15 protein-coding genes are annotated in these 17,042 nt (G+C 60.1%); 12 read left to right on the top strand and 3 right to left on the bottom strand.

The features are described from left to right. Positions 1–28 precede the first annotated feature (28 nt). The 4 genes from PSH79_RS08735 (at position 29) to PSH79_RS08720 (ending at position 4,970) form a co-directional block, all read left to right on the top strand. Positions 29–1,339, top strand: coding sequence for a urate hydroxylase PuuD (locus tag PSH79_RS08735; protein ID WP_305442191.1), 1,311 nt, complete (start codon positions 29–31; stop codon positions 1,337–1,339). Between the two features lie 167 nt (positions 1,340–1,506). Then, positions 1,507–2,865 carry a nucleobase:cation symporter-2 family protein gene (locus PSH79_RS08730; protein ID WP_305442190.1) on the top strand — a complete coding sequence of 453 codons (1,359 nt, stop codon included), beginning with the start codon at positions 1,507–1,509 and terminating at the stop codon, positions 2,863–2,865. A 160-nt stretch (positions 2,866–3,025) separates the two neighbouring features. Continuing rightward, entirely contained in the window at positions 3,026–3,811 is a 786-nt protein-coding gene (locus tag PSH79_RS08725; protein WP_305442189.1) for an outer membrane protein OmpK, read from the top strand. A 373-nt stretch (positions 3,812–4,184) separates the two neighbouring features. After that, complete coding sequence (locus tag PSH79_RS08720) at positions 4,185–4,970, top strand: outer membrane protein OmpK (protein ID WP_305442188.1); 786 nt, start codon at positions 4,185–4,187, stop codon at positions 4,968–4,970. Between the two features lie 132 nt (positions 4,971–5,102). Here the strand turns inward: PSH79_RS08720 and PSH79_RS08715 are convergent, their stop codons facing one another. Together PSH79_RS08715 and PSH79_RS08710 are read right to left on the bottom strand one after the other, a co-directional pair. Beyond that, the gene (locus tag PSH79_RS08715) at positions 5,103–6,275 is read right to left on the bottom strand and encodes a patatin-like phospholipase family protein (RefSeq protein WP_305442187.1); all 1,173 of its coding nucleotides are present in this window, start codon (positions 6,273–6,275) and stop codon (positions 5,103–5,105) included. A gap of 32 nt (positions 6,276–6,307) precedes the next feature. Then, on the bottom strand, positions 6,308–7,240 hold the full coding sequence (locus PSH79_RS08710) for a lipid A biosynthesis lauroyl acyltransferase (RefSeq protein WP_187680057.1): 933 nt from the start codon (positions 7,238–7,240) through the stop codon (positions 6,308–6,310). Positions 7,241–7,357: 117 nt separating this feature from the next. Between PSH79_RS08710 and minC the strand changes: the two genes are divergently transcribed. The 8 genes from minC to PSH79_RS08670 all read left to right on the top strand — a co-directional run bounded on the left by minC (position 7,358) and on the right by PSH79_RS08670 (position 15,533). Further along, the gene (gene minC / locus PSH79_RS08705) at positions 7,358–8,095 is read left to right on the top strand and encodes a septum site-determining protein MinC (RefSeq protein ID WP_305442186.1); all 738 of its coding nucleotides are present in this window, start codon (positions 7,358–7,360) and stop codon (positions 8,093–8,095) included. Between the two features lie 169 nt (positions 8,096–8,264). Next, on the top strand, positions 8,265–9,077 hold the full coding sequence (gene minD / locus PSH79_RS08700; protein ID WP_007913953.1) for a septum site-determining protein MinD: 813 nt from the start codon (positions 8,265–8,267) through the stop codon (positions 9,075–9,077). Continuing rightward, entirely contained in the window at positions 9,077–9,331 is a 255-nt protein-coding gene (gene minE, locus PSH79_RS08695; RefSeq protein WP_003223146.1) for a cell division topological specificity factor MinE, read from the top strand. Before minD ends, minE begins: the two co-directional genes overlap by 1 nt. A 91-nt stretch (positions 9,332–9,422) precedes the next feature. Further along, the gene (locus PSH79_RS08690; protein WP_007960625.1) at positions 9,423–10,058 is read left to right on the top strand and encodes an RluA family pseudouridine synthase; all 636 of its coding nucleotides are present in this window, start codon (positions 9,423–9,425) and stop codon (positions 10,056–10,058) included. Between the two features lie 194 nt (positions 10,059–10,252). After that, entirely contained in the window at positions 10,253–11,542 is a 1,290-nt protein-coding gene (locus tag PSH79_RS08685) for a M18 family aminopeptidase (RefSeq protein ID WP_305442183.1), read from the top strand. 184 nt (positions 11,543–11,726) lie between these two features. Continuing rightward, positions 11,727–11,903 carry a hypothetical protein gene (locus PSH79_RS08680; protein ID WP_305442182.1) on the top strand — a complete coding sequence of 59 codons (177 nt, stop codon included), beginning with the start codon at positions 11,727–11,729 and terminating at the stop codon, positions 11,901–11,903. 77 nt (positions 11,904–11,980) lie between these two features. Continuing rightward, the gene (locus PSH79_RS08675; protein ID WP_305442181.1) at positions 11,981–14,134 is read left to right on the top strand and encodes a mechanosensitive ion channel domain-containing protein; all 2,154 of its coding nucleotides are present in this window, start codon (positions 11,981–11,983) and stop codon (positions 14,132–14,134) included. 64 nt (positions 14,135–14,198) lie between these two features. Further along, positions 14,199–15,533 (top strand): amidohydrolase, encoded by a 1,335-nt coding sequence (locus PSH79_RS08670; RefSeq protein WP_305442180.1) that lies wholly within the window; start codon positions 14,199–14,201, stop codon positions 15,531–15,533. 560 nt (positions 15,534–16,093) lie between these two features. On the opposite strand, the gene PSH79_RS08665 is transcribed toward PSH79_RS08670, so the two are convergent. After that, complete coding sequence (locus PSH79_RS08665) at positions 16,094–16,807, bottom strand: UTRA domain-containing protein (protein WP_305442179.1); 714 nt, start codon at positions 16,805–16,807, stop codon at positions 16,094–16,096. Positions 16,808–17,042: the final 235 nt, after the last annotated feature.

Below are 17,042 nucleotides of genomic sequence, written 5' to 3'. Positions count from 1 at the left end.
CAAGGGTGACAGGCGAGAGGTAAAGACTGTGGAAGCACATCTGTTGGAATGGCTGAACCTGAGCGTGCGCTGGGTTCACATGATCACTGGCGTGGCCTGGATCGGCGCGTCGTTCTACTTCGTCTGGCTGGAGAACAACCTCAACCGCGTCAACCCGAAAACCGGTCTGGCCGGTGATCTTTGGGCGATTCATGGCGGCGGTATCTACCACCTGGAAAAATACAAACTGGCCCCGCCGGCAATGCCGGAGAACCTGCACTGGTTCAAATGGGAAGCCTACTTCACCTGGATGTCGGGGATCGCGCTGCTGTGCGTGGTGTTCTACTACAATCCGACGCTTTACCTGCTGGCTCCGGGCAGCACGCTGAGCGGCCCTGAAGGCGTGGCCATCGGTATCGGCTCGCTGTTCCTCGGCTGGTTCATCTACTCCTTCCTGTGCGACTCCGCTCTGGGCAAACGCCCTGCCCTGCTCGGTTTCATCCTGTTCGTGCTGATCATTGCCGCGGCGTATGGCTTCAGCAAGGTGTTCAGCGGTCGTGGTGCGTACCTGCACGTCGGCGCGATCATCGGCACCATCATGGTCGGCAACGTGTTCCGCATCATCATGCCGGCGCAGCGCGCACTGGTCGCCGCGATTGCCGAAAACCGCACGCCCGATCCGGCGCTGCCAGCCAAAGGCCTACTGCGATCGCGTCACAACAACTACTTCACCCTGCCGGTGCTGTTCATCATGATCAGCAACCACTTCCCGAGCACTTACGGCAGCCAGTACAACTGGTTGATCCTGGCCGGGATCGCAGTGTTTGCAGTGTTGGTGCGTCACTACTTCAATACCCGTCATGACAGCCACAAGTTTGCCTGGACGCTGCCTGTCGCAGCCGTCGGGATGATCAGCCTGGCTTACGTCACCGGCCCAACGCCGATGTCGACAGCTCCGGAAGTGGCCAAGGCACCAGCGAAAATCGAGTACCAGCCGCTGCCGGAAACGGCACTGGGTGGTGGCGCGAAACCAGCTGAAGCGGCACCGGCAGCCCCTGCCGAACCTGCAGCAGCGCCGGCGCAAGCCTCCAACGCAGGGCCTGGCTTCGACAAAGTGCACAACGTGATTCAAGAGCGTTGCACGGTTTGCCACTCGGCGAAACCGACCAGCCCGCTGTTCAGCGCCGCCCCGGCCGGGGTGATGCTCGACACCCCTGAGCAGATCCGCCAGAACGCGGCGCGGATCCAGGCGCAAGCCATCACTACGCAGATCATGCCACTGGGCAACATCACGCAGATGACCCAGCAGGAACGTGACCTGATCGGTGCATGGATCGCCCAGGGAGCCCAGACCAACTAAGCAGTAAAAGCTTCGCTGGCAAGCCAGCTTCCACAGGGATTACCTGAATCCTGTGGGAGCTGGCTTGCCAGCGATTGGCCCCAACGCGTTTTATCTGATGCAAAGAAACAGCTGTGAGCAACCCGGCAGCTGTTAATCACAAGAATAAAAAAGATCCGAGGTGTTGCATGTCCGAGCTGTCCAAAGCGCGCATCCCCGACGCACCCGCCATTCAGCGATTGCCCCTTTTGCAACTGATCCTGGTCGGTTTGCAACACGTTCTGCTGATGTACGGTGGCGCCATCGCGGTGCCGCTGATCATTGGACAGGCCGCTGGCCTGAGTCGTGAAGAAATTGCCTTCCTGATCAACGCCGACCTGCTGGTCGCCGGTATCGCCACCATCGTGCAGTCCATGGGCATCGGCCCGATGGGCATTCGCATGCCGGTGATGATGGGCGCCAGTTTTGCCGCCGTGGGCAGCATGGTCGCCATGGCCGGGATGCCCGGTATCGGTCTGCAAGGGATCTTCGGCGCCACGATCGCCGCCGGTTTCTTCGGCATGATCATCGCGCCGTTCATGTCCAAGGTCGTACGCTTCTTCCCGCCTCTGGTGACCGGCACGGTCATCACCTCGATCGGATTGTCGCTGTTCCCCGTGGCCGTGAATTGGGCCGGTGGCGGTGCCGCCGCTGCGCAATTCGGCTCGCCGATTTATCTGGCCATCGCCGCCCTGGTGCTGGGCACCATCTTGCTGATCCACCGCTTCATGCGTGGGTTCTGGGTCAACATTTCCGTGTTGATCGGCATGTGCTTCGGCTACCTGCTGTGCGGCGCCATCGGTATGGTCGACCTCAGCGGCATGGCTAACGCGCCATGGATTCAATTCGTCACCCCGCTGCACTTCGGCATGCCGAAATTCGAACTCGCACCAATCCTGTCGATGTGCCTGGTGGTGGTGATCATCTTCGTCGAGTCCACCGGGATGTTCTTGGCGCTGGGCAAGATCACCGGCCAGGAAGTCTGCCCGCGCATGCTGCGTCGCGGCTTGCTGTGCGATGCCGGCGCCTCGTTCGTTGCCGGGTTCTTCAACACCTTCACCCACTCTTCTTTCGCCCAGAACATCGGCCTGGTGCAGATGACCGGCGTGCGCTGCCGCTCGGTGACCATCGTCGCCGGCGGCTTGCTCATCATGCTCAGCCTGCTGCCGAAAGCGGCGTTCCTGGTGGCCTCGATCCCACCGGCAGTCTTGGGCGGTGCGGCGATCGCGATGTTCGGCATGGTCGCCGCAACCGGGATCAAAATCCTGCAAGAAGCCGACATCGGTGACCGCCGCAATCAGTTGCTGGTGGCAGTGAGCATCGGCATGGGCCTGATCCCGGTGGTGCGTCCGGAATTCTTCGCCCACCTGCCGATGTGGATGAGCCCGATCACCCACAGCGGTATCGCCATGGCCACGCTCAGTGCGCTGACGCTGAACCTGTTGTTCAACATTCTTGGCGGCAAAGAGCGCGCAGCGATCAACGACTGCCACGCACACCCGCATTAACAGCAACACCGATAGCCTCTTGTGGGAGCGAGCCTGCTCGCGAAGACGTCATCAGCTTCAACACTCTCGTTGACTGATACACCGCTTTCGCGAGCAGGCTCGCTCCCACAGGGGAAAGCAGCTCTGCGCCTCAAACAATAAAAACAAGAGGGAGCAACAGATGATTCGCACGCACACCAACCTGCTGTTGAGCGGTGGCCTGCTGGCCGCATCCCAGGCCATGGCCGGCGATTTATTGCTGTGGCAGACCAACAGCCTGAGCTATCTGTACGGCAAGAATTTCGCGATCAACCCGTCGATTCAGCAGACGGTGACGTTCGAACATGCTGACAAGTGGAAGTACGGTGACAACTTCCTGTTCGTCGACAAGATCTTCTACAACGGCCAGGAAGACCGCAACAAAGGGCCGCACACCTTCTACGGCGAATTCACTCCGCGTTTTTCGTTCGGCAAGATCTTCGATCAGAAAATCGAGTTCGGCCCGATCAAAGACGTGCTGCTGGCGATGACCTACGAGTACGGGGAAGGCGAAAGCGAGGCCTATCTGATCGGCCCGGGATTCGATCTGAAAGTGCCGGGCTTCAATTACGTCACCCTCAATATCTTCCGCCGCCAGACCGAAGGACCGCGTCCCGGTGATGGCGTCTGGCAAATCACCCCCGGCTGGTCGTACAGCATTCCGGTGGGCAATTCCGATCTGCTGATCGATGGTTATCTGGACTGGGTGGTCGACAACGACGAGAACTCGCGCGGCACCTACCACGCCAACCTGCACATCAATCCGCAGATCAAATATGACCTCGGCAAAGCCCTTGGCTGGAGTCATAAGCAGTTGTACGTAGGCACTGAGTACAGCTATTGGAAAAATAAATATGGGGTCGAAAACAGCCGCAACCTCGACACCCATCAGAACACCGCCAGCCTGCTGGTGAAGGTGCACTTCTAAGATGACCCGCGACCGTGCCCCATACCTGTCGTCGATGCTCTGTTGCGGGGCACTTGAGAGCTGGCCAAGGAGTCAGTATTCTCCGCGGCCTCTTGAATTCGGTCTAAAAAAAAGCCCGGATTTAATTCCTGACCGAAAAGCCAACTTATCCCGGCCCCGGCCAGTACCGAGACATCCCGAAAACACGCTCAATCGACTGTTTTTCAGCAGCCGAACGGGCGTTTTTTTGCTTTCTGCAAGCGTTGGCCCAGCTCTTGCTATCGATAGCGAAGCTGACCGATCGGATGACTTTTGCAGCAACGAAAAAAGGCGCCACACCAGAGCGCCGATCTTAAAAAAATAAATGTGGAACACCTACTTTGGGAGCAACCGAATGAAACGTATGTGCACCAGCCTGATGCTCGCGGGATCGATGTTGGCCGGGGGGCAGGCCATGGCCGAAGGCCTGCTGCAATGGCAGAACAACAGCCTGACCTACCTCTATGGCAAGGACTTCCAGGTCAACCCGCGCATCCAGCAGACCGTCACCTTCGAGCACGCCGATGCGTGGAAGTACGGGGATAACTTCTTCTTCTTCGACAAGATCTTCTACAACGGTGGCAAGGACTTCAGCAACGGCCCGAACACCTACTACGGTGAGTTCAGCCCGCGCATCTCGCTGGGCAAAGTGCTCGACCAGAAGATCGAGTTCGGCCCGATCAAAGACGTTCTGCTGGCGATGACCTACGAGTTCGGCGAAGGCGACACCGAGTCGTACCTGATCGGTCCGGGCTTCGACCTGGCCATCCCGGGCTTCGACTACTTCCAGTTGAACTTCTACCAGCGCCACACCCAAGGTGCACGCGCCGGTGACAACGTCTGGCAGATCACCCCGGTCTGGTCCTACACCATCCCGGTGGGCAAGTCGGACATCCTGATCGACGGCTTCATGGATTGGGTGACCGACAACGACTCCAACTCCAAGGGCGATTACCACGCCAACCTGCACTTCAACCCACAGGTCAAATACGACCTGGGCAAGGCGCTGAGTTTCGGCGAGAAGCAGTTGTATGTCGGTGTTGAGTACGACTACTGGAAAGACAAGTACGGGATCGACGACACCGGTGCGTTCAAGACCAATCAGAGCACCACGAGCTTCCTGGTCAAGTACCACTTCTGATCCGGCGGCGTCCGCAAGGACGCCATCGCGAGCAGGCTCGCTCCTACAGGGGGTTCACTGTCGACGCCGTTTGCGCGCACGACATAAATCCCCGTAGGAGTGAGCCCGATCGCGATAGCAACACCACAAATCTCAGGCCGGAACTACCGCCTCGGCAATCCCCAGAAAACGGCAAAGCTCCTCACGCTTGGCCAACGCATCGCGCCGCCCCAGATCGATCAATTCGCTGCAATACCCCGCCTCGAACAGCAGGTAACTCAACACCCCTGCCCCACTGGTCTTGGTCGCCCCCGGTCCACGCAAAAACAAACGCAACGCCGCCGGCAATTCCTGCCTGTGTCGCGCCGCGATCTCATCGATTGGCTGACTCGGCGAAATCACCAACACCTCTACCGGCGCCACACCCAACTCGCGAGTCGGCGTACCTTCTGGCATGAGCTGGCTAAATTGGTTGAGACGCTTAAGCAGCTCGATATCGCCCTCCAGGCTGTCAATGAACGTGCTGTTGAGCATGTGCCCGCCGATCTGCGCCAGCGTCGGCTGTTGGCCGGTGTAGGTGCGCTCCAGTGGCTGCTCCGGATCGAACCCGCGCGGGTTGCCGCTGACGCCCACCACCAGCACTCGACTGGCGCCAAGGTGCAACGCCGGGCTGATCGGTGCCGATTGCCGCACCGCGCCGTCACCGAAATATTCCTCGCCGATTTTCACCGGCGCGAACAACAGCGGAATCGCCGAACTGGCCAGCAGATGCTCCACCGACAATTGTGTCGGCACACCGATGCGTCGATGGCGCAACCACGAATCAATCTTGCCGCCACCCTGATAGAACGTCACCGCTTGTCCCGACTCGTAGCCAAACGCGGTCACCGCCACCGCGTGCAATTGCTTGCGCGCGATGGACTCGGCGATGCCGGGCATATGGAGTTTTTCATTGAGCAGGTCGCGCAGTGGCGAACTGTTGAGCAGCGCCACCGGCAGTTGGCGACCGAGGCCGAGCAGGCTGTGGCTGACAAAGCGACTGGCCTGGCGAATCACGCCCGGCCAGTCACTGCGCAGCACGCGATGACTGCGAAAGCCCTGCCAGAACAGGGTCAGGCGTTCGATGGCGGCGCGAAAATCCGTAGCGCCGCTGGCCAGACTGACCGCGTTGATCGCCCCGGCCGAGGTGCCGACGATCACCGGAAACGGATTGTCGGCGCCCAACGGCAGCAGCTCGGCAATCGCCGCCAGCACCCCCACCTGATACGCCGCCCGAGCCCCGCCGCCGGAAAGAATCAAACCTGTGACCGGTTTCGCTGGGCTCATCGCAACACTCCATGGTGCTTATAGGGATTGGTTCAACCGCGTTTGGCGTACAGCTTCGGCTCGCCTGGTGGACGGCTCTTGAAGCGGCGATGCGCCCACAGGTATTGCTCGGGGCAAGCACGCAATGCGCTCTCGACCCACTGATTGATGCGGATGCAGTCGGCCTCTTCGGTCTCGCCAGGGAAGTCTTCCAGCGGCGGATGGATGGTCAGGCGATAACCGCTGCCATCGGCCAGACGTTCCTGAGTGAACGGCACCACCAGCGCTTTACCCAACCGGGCAAATTTTGTGGTCGCGGTCACGGTCGCGGCCTGAATGCCGAACAGCGGCACGAAGATGCTTTGCTTGGCGCCGTAGTCCTGATCCGGTGCATACCAGATCGCCCGGCCCGAACGCAGCAGCTTGAGCATGCCACGCACGTCATCGCGCTCTACCGCCAGCGAATCGAGGTTGTGTCGCTCCCGACCACGGCGCTGGACAAAGTCGAACAACGGGTTTTTGTGTTCGCGGTACATGCCGTCGATGGTGTGTTGCTGACCGAGCAGTGCCGCACCGATTTCCAGCGTGGTGAAATGCGCGGCCATGAGGATCACGCCTTTGCCTTCGCGCTGGGCCTTTTGCAGATGCTCCAGACCTTCGACGTGGGCCAGTTTCGCCAGACGCTCGCGGGACCACCACCAGCTCATCGCCATTTCGAAAAAGGCGATGCCGGTGGAGGCGAAGTTTGCCTTGAGCAGGCGTTTGCGCTCGGCGGCGGATTTTTCCGGGAAGCACAGCTCAAGATTGCGCTTGGCGATGCGCCGCCGGTCGCCGGCCACGCGATACATCAAGGCGCCCAAAAATCGACCGATGGTCAGCAACGCCGGATACGGCAATTGCACGATCAGCCACAAAAGCCCCAGCCCGCACCAGAGCGGCCAGAAGCGTGGAGCAAGAAATGCTTTTCGAAAACGCGGGCGATCCATTAAAGCTTCCGTAAATACAGTGGCCGCGCATTCTACATCGTTCGACCCGGCTTGCGGCTCGCGGGCGTTCTCGTTATAAGTCTCGGCACTTTTAGTGACAAGCCGTTGTATGCCGACATGAGCCAAACCGACCCGTTAGACCAAGATCCCGTATTCCAGCTCAAGGGCAGCATGCTGGCCATTACTGTGCTGGAACTGGCCCGTAACGACCTCGAAAGCCTCGATCGGCAATTGGCCGCCAAAGTTGCCCAGGCGCCGAACTTCTTCAGCAACGCGCCGCTGGTCCTGGCGCTGGACAAACTGCCGCCGAGCGAAGGCGCAGTCGACCTTCCGGGCCTGATGCGCGTGTGCCGTCAGCATGGCCTGCGCACCCTGGCGATTCGGGCCAGCCGTATCGAAGACATCGCCGCCGCCATCGCCATCGACATTCCGGTGCTGCCGCCATCCGGCGCCCGTGAGCGGCCGCTGGAAACACCGGAAGCCGAAGTCAAAAAGAAGCCGGAAAAGCCGCCTGAGCCGACCATCAAACCGACCCGTGTCATCACTACGCCAGTGCGTGGTGGCCAACAGATATACGCCCAGGGTGGCGATCTGGTCGTGGTGTCCTCGGTCAGTCCGGGGGCGGAACTTCTTGCCGATGGCAACATCCATGTATACGGCCCGATGCGCGGTCGTGCGCTGGCCGGGGTCAAGGGCGACACCAAGGCGCGGATTTTCTGTCAGCAATTGAGCGCTGAACTGATCTCCATCGCAGGCCACTACAAGGTTTCCGAAGACTTGCGTCGCGATCCGATGTGGGGCTCGGGCGTACAGGTCAGCCTATCGGGCGACGTGTTGAACATCATTCGGCTTTAACGGATACTGCCGCATTTTCCAAGCATCTCTAAAACGTAGCGAAAACGGCTCAAACGAAGTAGGAAAAAGGCCAAAAGCCGAATTCCAGCCAAGGCTGTCCGACTGCAGTAGTTTTCAAGAGATGTTTTTCAGGGGCTAAAAAGTCCTTCTTCCTTAGGGGTGAAACACCTTGGCCAAGATTCTCGTGGTTACATCCGGCAAGGGTGGTGTGGGTAAGACCACCACCAGCGCCGCTATCGGTACCGGCCTCGCTCTGCGCGGCCACAAAACAGTGATCGTCGACTTCGACGTGGGCTTGCGTAACCTTGACCTGATCATGGGTTGCGAGCGCCGCGTAGTGTATGACTTCGTCAACGTGGTCAACGGCGAAGCCAATCTGCAACAGGCTCTGATCAAAGACAAGCGTCTGGAAAACCTCTACGTACTGGCCGCCAGTCAGACCCGCGACAAAGACGCGCTGACTGTCGAAGGCGTGGAAAAAGTCCTGATGGAGCTCAAGGAACAATTCGAGTTCGTGGTCTGCGACTCCCCGGCGGGCATCGAGAAAGGTGCGCACCTGGCCATGTACTTCGCTGACGAAGCGATCGTCGTGACCAACCCGGAAGTGTCCTCGGTACGAGATTCGGACCGCATGCTCGGCCTGCTGGCGAGCAAATCGCGTCGCGCCGAACGTGGCGAAGACCCGATCAAGGAACACCTGCTGATCACCCGCTACCACCCGGAGCGTGTTGAAAAGGGCGAAATGCTTGGCGTTGAAGACGTCAAGGAAATCCTCTCGGTAACGCTGCTCGGCGTGATCCCGGAATCCCAGGCGGTGCTCAAGGCATCCAACCAGGGCGTGCCGGTGATTCTCGACGACCAGAGCGATGCCGGTCAGGCATATAGCGATACCGTCGACCGCTTGCTGGGCAAAGAAAAAGCCCACCGTTTCCTCGATGTCGAGAAGAAGGGATTCTTCGAGCGCCTGTTTGGAGGTAGGTAATGAACCTTTTTGACTTCTTTCGTGCCAACAAAAAGCCAAGTACCGCCTCGGTAGCGAAAGAGCGTCTACAGATCATCGTGGCGCATGAGCGCGGCCAGCGCAGCACGCCGGATTACTTGCCAGCCTTGCAAAAGGAACTGGTCGACGTGATCCGCAAGTACGTCAACATCGGTAACGACGACGTACATGTTGCACTGGAAAGCCAGGGCAGTTGCTCGATTCTGGAACTCAACATCACCCTGCCTGATCGTTAAGTCGATCCGGTAGTCGCTGCGGCGGCTCAGGGCCATTCCGACCCCGGAATGGCTTTGAGCCGCCGTTGGCATTTGTTACGAGGCTGTTTTAATGCCGTTGTCCAACATCCGCATCATCCATCAGGACGCCGCCGTACTGGTGGTCGACAAACCGACCCTGCTGCTCTCGGTGCCCGGTCGCGCCGACGACAACAAGGACTGCCTGATTACCCGCCTGCAGGAAAACGGCTACCCGGAGGCGCGCATCGTCCACCGTCTGGACTGGGAAACCTCCGGTATCATTCTGCTCGCCCGTGACGCCGACACTCACCGCGAACTGTCGCGCCAGTTTCACGACCGCGAAACCGAAAAGGCCTACACCGCATTGGCCTGGGGTCAGCCGGAACTGGACAGCGGCAGCATCGACCTGCCGTTGCGCTACGATCCGCCAACCAAGCCGCGCCACGTGGTCGACCACGAATTCGGCAAGCATGCGCTGACCTTCTGGCGCGTGCTGGAACGTTGCGGCGACTGGTGCCGCGTCGAGCTGACGCCGATTACCGGTCGCTCGCACCAGTTGCGCGTGCACATGCTGTCCATCGGGCATCCGCTGCTCGGTGACGGGCTCTACGCCCACGAGCAAGCCCTGGCCGCTTGGCCACGCCTGTGCCTGCACGCGAGCATGCTCAGCTTCACCCATCCGCAAACCGGCGAGCGCCTGCGCTTCGAGTGCCCGGCCCCGTTCTGACAAGCACCGCCGAACCCCTGTAGGCGCTGCCGAAGGCTGCGAACTTTTGATCTGGTGTTTCGTAAATCAAAAACAAGATCAAAAGATCGTCCGATCGCGGCCCGAGCCTTCGGCAGCTCCTACAGGGATCCGGTGCAGATTCAATTCCCCGGCCGATGCGTTAAACTCCCGCCCACTGCTGTCTGGAGCTTCTTATGCGCGAAGAGTTGAACCAAGGCCTGATCGACTTCCTCAAGGCCTCCCCTACCCCGTTCCACGCCACCGCCAGCCTTGTTCAACGTCTGGAGGCCGCCGGTTTTGTGCGCCTCGACGAGCGCGAGCCATGGACCACTGAGGCCAACGGCCGCTACTACGTTACCCGTAACGACTCCTCGATCGTCGCGGTCAAAATGGGCCGTCACTCGCCGCTGCACGGCGGTATTCGCCTGGTGGGCGCGCACACCGACAGCCCATGCCTGCGGGTCAAGCCGCAACCGGAGCTGCAACGACAGGGCTTCTGGCAATTGGGCGTCGAAGTCTACGGCGGCGCGCTGCTGGCGCCGTGGTTCGACCGCGATCTGTCGCTGGCCGGCCGCGTGACCTTCCGCCGTGACGGCAAGGTCGAGAGCCAGTTGATCGACTTCAAGGCGCCGATCGCGATCATTCCCAACCTGGCCATTCACCTCAATCGCGAAGCCAACCAAGGCTGGGCGATCAATGCCCAGACCGAATTGCCGCCGATCCTCGCGCAGTTTGCCGGTGACGAGCGTGTCGACTTCCGAGCCGTACTCACCGATCAACTGGCCCGCGAACACGGCCTCAATGCCGACGTGGTGCTGGATTACGAGCTGAGTTTCTACGACACGCAAAGTGCTGCGGTGATTGGCCTGAACGGCGACTTCATTGCCGGCGCGCGCCTCGACAACCTGCTGTCGTGCTACGCCGGCCTGCAAGCCCTGCTCACTGCCGAGACCGAGGAAACCTGCGTGTTGGTCGCCAACGACCACGAAGAAGTCGGCTCCTGCTCGGCCTGCGGTGCCGATGGCCCGATGCTCGAACAGACCCTGCGTCGCTTGTTGCCGGAAGGTGACGAGTTTGTTCGTACCATCCAGAAATCCCTGTTGGTCTCGGCCGACAACGCCCACGGCGTACACCCCAACTACGCCGAGAAGCACGACGCCAACCACGGCCCGAAACTCAACGCCGGCCCGGTGATCAAGGTCAACAGCAACCAGCGCTACGCCACCAACAGCGAAACCGCCGGGTTCTTCCGTCACCTGTGCATGGCCGAAGAAGTGCCGGTACAAAGCTTCGTGGTGCGCAGCGACATGGGCTGCGGCTCGACCATCGGCCCGATCACCGCCAGCCACCTGGGCGTGCGTACCGTCGATATCGGCCTGCCAACCTTTGCCATGCACTCGATCCGCGAACTGTGCGGCAGCCACGACCTGGCGCACTTGGTCAAAGTGCTGAGCGCGTTCTACGCCTGCCGCGAATTGCCGTAATCCCTGAACGAGCATTTTTTTCGAGGCAATCGCAAACCCTGTAGGAGCTGCCGAAGGCTGCGATCTTTTGATTTTGTTTTTTACAATCAAAAGATCGCAGCCTGCGGCAGCTCCTACATAGATCAACACTCCGGACGTAAAACCGACCTAGACTCAAATCCTCCCTTCCGACAAGGCCGTCACCATGATCTCGATGTCATCCTTCCACGCCATGCTCATTCCCATCCTGAGCGGAATGATCCTGCTGGCCGTCGGCTTCAACTTCCGCGACAAGAACGCCGGTGTGTTCGCCATGTGGATCGGCATGCTGACGATCCTCGCCACCGTGGTCTACAAGATCCTCGCCAAACTCAACGAATAAATCCGCGCCCGGCTCGCATTGATTAATGCGGCCTCGTACACTCCAGCGAATCCGCCCCTTGCGAGGTTGACCGCCTAGTGTTTGCTCGTCTTTTTGCTCTGCCCTGCCTGTTCCTCATCTGCCTGATGACGCTGCTGCCCATGGCGCCCGCCCACGCGGTTGGTCTACCGGGCCTGCTCAACACCACCAAGACCCAGCCAGAAGCCCAGGAACCGCTGGGGCAATCCCTCGACGAAGTCATCAAGTCGCTGGAAAACGACAAGCAACGTGCACAGTTGCTGACCGATCTGAAAAAACTGCGCGATGCCACGAAAAAAGCCCAGGCCTCTCCCGAAGAAGGCGTACTCGGGTTGATTGGCGGCACCCTGGCCAATTTCGAGAAGCAGTTTTCCGGTGCTGACAGCCCGGTCACTCGCTGGTCCAACGAATTCAATCTGGCCAAGGATGAGCTGAAAGCGCTGATGCTGCCCGCCAGTGAATGGCTGCCGATCATTTTCGGCTTCGCCATGATCCTGATGGTCTGGAGCCTGCTTGCCGCCGCGCTGATCTGGGTCAGTCACCGGGTGCGCATGCGTTTCGGACTCACTGAAGAACTGCCGCAACACCCCAGGGCCGTCGACATGCTGCGCTTCGCATTGCGCAAGCTCGGGCCGTGGTTGATCGCGTTGGTGATCACCGTCTACATGAGTTATGCGCTGCCATCGTCTCTGGGCAAAAGCCTGGCGATGGTGCTGGCCTATGCGCTGGTGGTCGGCACCTGCTTCTCGGCGATCTGCGTGATCGCTTTTTCCCTGCTCGACGGCCCACACCGCCATCGCGCGTTGTACATCCTGCGCCATCAGGCGTTTCGGCCGTTGTGGCTAATCGGCAGCTTCGCCGCCTTCGGGGAGGCGCTGAACGACCCGCGCCTGATCGAGAGCCTCGGTGTGCATCTGGCGCACACCGCCGCGACCATCGCCAATGTTCTCGCCGCGCTGTCGACCGGGCTGTTCATCCTGCGTTTCCGCCGACCGATTGCCCACCTGATCCGCAACCAGCCGTTGTCCCGACGCCTGACCCGCCGCGCCCTCAGCGACACCATCGAAATCCTCGGCACCTTCTGGTACGTACCAGCGCTGGTGCTGGTCGGCATCTCGCTGTTCGCCACCTTCGTCTCAGCCGGCGACACCAGCACCGCGCTGCGTCAGTCGCTGATCTGCACCGTACTGTTGGTGTTGTGCATGGTGATCAACGGCCTCGTGCGCAGGCACTCGCTGAAACCGCAACGCGGACCAAAACGCCACGCGCTCTATTCCGAGCGCCTGAAAAACTTCTTCTATACCCTCGCGCATTTGCTCGTCTGGCTGGTTTTCATCGAACTCGGCCTGCGCGTGTGGGGCCAGTCGCTGATCGGTTTTGCCGAAGGCGAAGGCCATGACATCAGCGTCAAACTCTTCAGCCTGATCGGCACACTGGTTTTCTCCTGGCTGATCTGGATCCTCGCCGACACCGCCGTGCACCACGCCCTCACCCGCTCGCGCAAAGGCCTGGCCAATGCGCGGGCGCAAACCATGATGCCGCTGATCCGCAACGTGCTGTTCGTGGCGATTTTCATCATCGCGCTGATCGTCGCCCTGGCGAACATGGGCATGAACGTCACACCACTGCTGGCCGGTGCCGGTGTGATCGGTCTGGCCATCGGTTTCGGTGCACAGTCGCTAGTGGCGGACTTGATCACCGGCCTGTTCATCATCATTGAGGACTCGCTGGCCATCGACGATTACGTCGACGTCGGCGGCCACCTCGGCACCGTCGAAGGCCTGACCATCCGTACGGTTCGTCTACGTGACATCGACGGTATCGTCCACACCATCCCGTTCAGCGAAATCAAAAGCATCAAGAACTACTCGCGGGAATTCGGCTACGCGATCTTCCGCGTGGCGGTGCCGTACAACATGGAAATCGACGACGCGATCAAACTGATGCGCGACGTCGGCCAGAAAATGCGCACTGATCCGTTGCAACGCCGCAACATCTGGTCGCCGCTGGAGATTCAGGGTGTAGAGAGTTTCGAGTCCGGCAGCGCGATTCTGCGTGCGCGCTTCAAGACCGCGCCGATCAAACAGTGGGAAGTTTCCCGAGCCTTCAACCTGTCGCTCAAACGTCACTTGGACGAAGCCGGGCTGGATCTGGCGACACCGCGCATGAGCGTGCAAGTGATCACTGCCGGCGGTGGTCAGCCGAAGGAATAGCACTTAGGCACGACGTGCGGGTCACAGGCAGGGAAGCCAAGAACAATAAACAAGGAGAAACCCGATGCAGCTGACACGCATTGCCCAGGCCGTTTTCATCACCCTGCTCGCTGGTCACGCGGGCGCTGCCACGCTGGACAGCACCCGCGAACAAATCGCCGTACAAGCCAAACAGCTTGAACCCGAACTGCTGGAAACCCGCCGCGACATCCACGCCCACCCAGAACTCGGCAACACGGAAAAACGCACGTCGGAACTGGTCGCCAAACAACTGCAAGCCATGGGCCTGGAAGTCAAAACCGGCGTCGCCCGCACTGGCGTCGTCGCCGTCCTCAAAGGCGCCCTTCCCGGCCCGACCGTTGCGTTGCGCGCCGACATGGACGCACTGCCGGTCAAGGAAGTCGCCGACCTGCCGTTCGCCTCGAAAGCCAAAGGCACCTACCTCGACAAAGAAGTCGACGTCATGCACGCCTGCGGCCATGACGCCCACACTGCGATCTTGCTCAGCACGGCGAAAATCCTCACCGGCATGCGCGACACCCTGCCCGGCACCGTGGTGTTCTACTTCCAGCCCGCCGAGGAAGGCCCGAGCGACTTCATCCCCGACGGCAAAAACACCTGGGGCGCGAAAATGATGGTCGAAGAAGGCGTGATGAAAGCCCCCAAACCCGACGCCGTCTTCGGCCTTCACGTCTGGGCCGGCGTCCCTGCCGGCCAGATCGCCTACCGCCCAGGCGCCACCCTCGCCAGCTCCGACGACCTGCGCATCAAAATCCTCGGCAAACAAACCCACGCTGGCCGTCCGTGGGACGGCATCGACCCGATCACCGTCGGCGCCCAAACCATCGTCGGCCTGCAAACCGTGGTCAGCCGCCGCACCGATATTTCGTCTTTCCCGTCTGTCGTCAGCATCGGCACCATCAACGGCGGCACCCGTTACAACATCATTCCCGAATCCGTCGACATGACCGGCACCATCCGCTCCTACGACTACGGCATCCGCCAGAAACTGCATGCGGACGTGCGCCAGACCGTCGAAAAAATCGCCGAAAGCGGCGGCGCGAAAGCCGACGTGACCATCATCGAAAAATACGACCCGACGATTAACAACCCGGCGCTGACAGAAAAGATGTTGCCGACGCTGAAGTGGGCGGCCAAGGATGACGTGGTGAATGCACCGCTGGTGGGTGGCGCGGAAGACTTTTCGTTCTTTGCCAAGGACGTGCCGGGGCTGTTTGTTTTTCTCGGCGTGACTCCGCGAGACCAAGACATGAGCAAGGCTGCGCCGAATCACAATCCGGAGTTCTTTGTGGATGAGTCGGCGCTGGTGGTTGGAGTGAGGACATTGGCATCGTTGGCGACGGATTATTTGTATGCCAATGCCGGGGCAGCAAAATAGAGATGGAGTGACTGTGGGGGCGCCCTCGCGAGCAGGCTCGCTCCCACATTTGGACCGTGTGCAGCCTGCCAGAGACGAGCCGGTCGGAAGGGCGCCTTCGCGAGCAGGCTAACTCCTACAATTGGATCGAGTACAACCGCAGGAAACAGGTCGGCTGTCAGGCCGCCTTCGCTGGCAAGCCAGCTCCCACAAGAAAATGAGTACACCCCGCTCGCGGCGCATGCCGCCCCACTCAACACAATGAGCGCAAGCTCGATTACCGCTTTTGATCTTGATCCACGGGCGACGTCGGAAGGCTGAGTGGAGGGATTGATCCAGGCGTGGGAGCGCAGCGACCGTTTGGCGCAGCCAAACACAGCGAGAGGAGGTGCAGCGAAGCAAACCGCAGGCGCTGCGCCCGGATCGATCCTGGAGCGAAGGAACCCCGAGCTTTAGCGAGCGGGCCGCACGTAGGAGCAAGCCTTTTTGGTTACTTTTTCGGCGTCTGGAAAAAGTGACCCGCCATAAGGGCGGAACCCTAATCAGCAACACCCGAAGTAACGGATATGCCCCCAAAACGATCAAACCACATCAACCGATACATGAATCGCATCATGCCGCCAAAACTCCAGATCACAATCAATCAACCGCTCATGCTGATCATAATTGACCCGAGCAATCCGCAACCCCGGACTCCCCACCGACACCCGCAAAGCCGCCGCCGCATCCACCGACAACGACGTAGGCACAATCTCAAACCGCACCCGCCCATAGTGCAAATCGTAATGCCGCGCATACAACTCAGTCATCGACTGATTCAAATCAAACTCTAAAATCCCCGGAAAAAACTGCGGATTCAAATAGTGCTCAACATAAAGCACCAACCGCCCGTCAATCCGCCGCGACCGACAAATCTGAATCACGCTGGAGAGCGCGGGCAGCTGCAGCCAGGCACACACCGCCGCCGACGCCGGTAACAACCGCGCCGAAATCACCTCGGTCGAAGGCACCCGTCCCTGCGCACTGACCATCGCGTGAAAGTGACTGCGCTGCATCAAGTTGTACGCCAGACGCGGTGGCGAAACGAACCAGCCCCGCCGCTCCTCACGATAAATCTGCCCCTGCGCCTCCAACTGCAACAACGCCTCACGCACAGTAATCCGCGTCGTGCCAAACAACTCACTGAGCTTGCGCTCGGCCGGCAATTTGCTGCCGGGCGCCAATAGCCCGTGGTCAAGTTGCTCCTGCAACACCTGGCCAATCGCTGTCACCGCTTTTGTTGCCTCATCGCGCATCAACGTTACCTATCTGGACTAGACCAGCACTGTTTCAGGGCAAAAACCGAACGACCTGCAAGCCGTTAACGAGTGTTGCAAGCCTAGGCAGTGCAGATGACCGAGAGATGACAAACCTGCTCAACGGTCGCCCTAACGACTTGCAATACATCGGCCAAGTCCCTTGCCCACCGGGGCTTTGAGCATGGTCTACGCTTATCTGGCAGCCGCCATTACCAGGCAAATAAAAGGCCTG

It is taken from the genome of Pseudomonas sp. FP2196 (genome assembly GCF_030687715.1).
In the GTDB taxonomy this organism is placed as follows: Bacteria; Pseudomonadota; Gammaproteobacteria; order Pseudomonadales; family Pseudomonadaceae; genus Aquipseudomonas.
The sequence above is the reverse complement of the archived record's forward strand: the minus strand, read 5'-3'. Positions and strand labels throughout refer to the sequence as shown.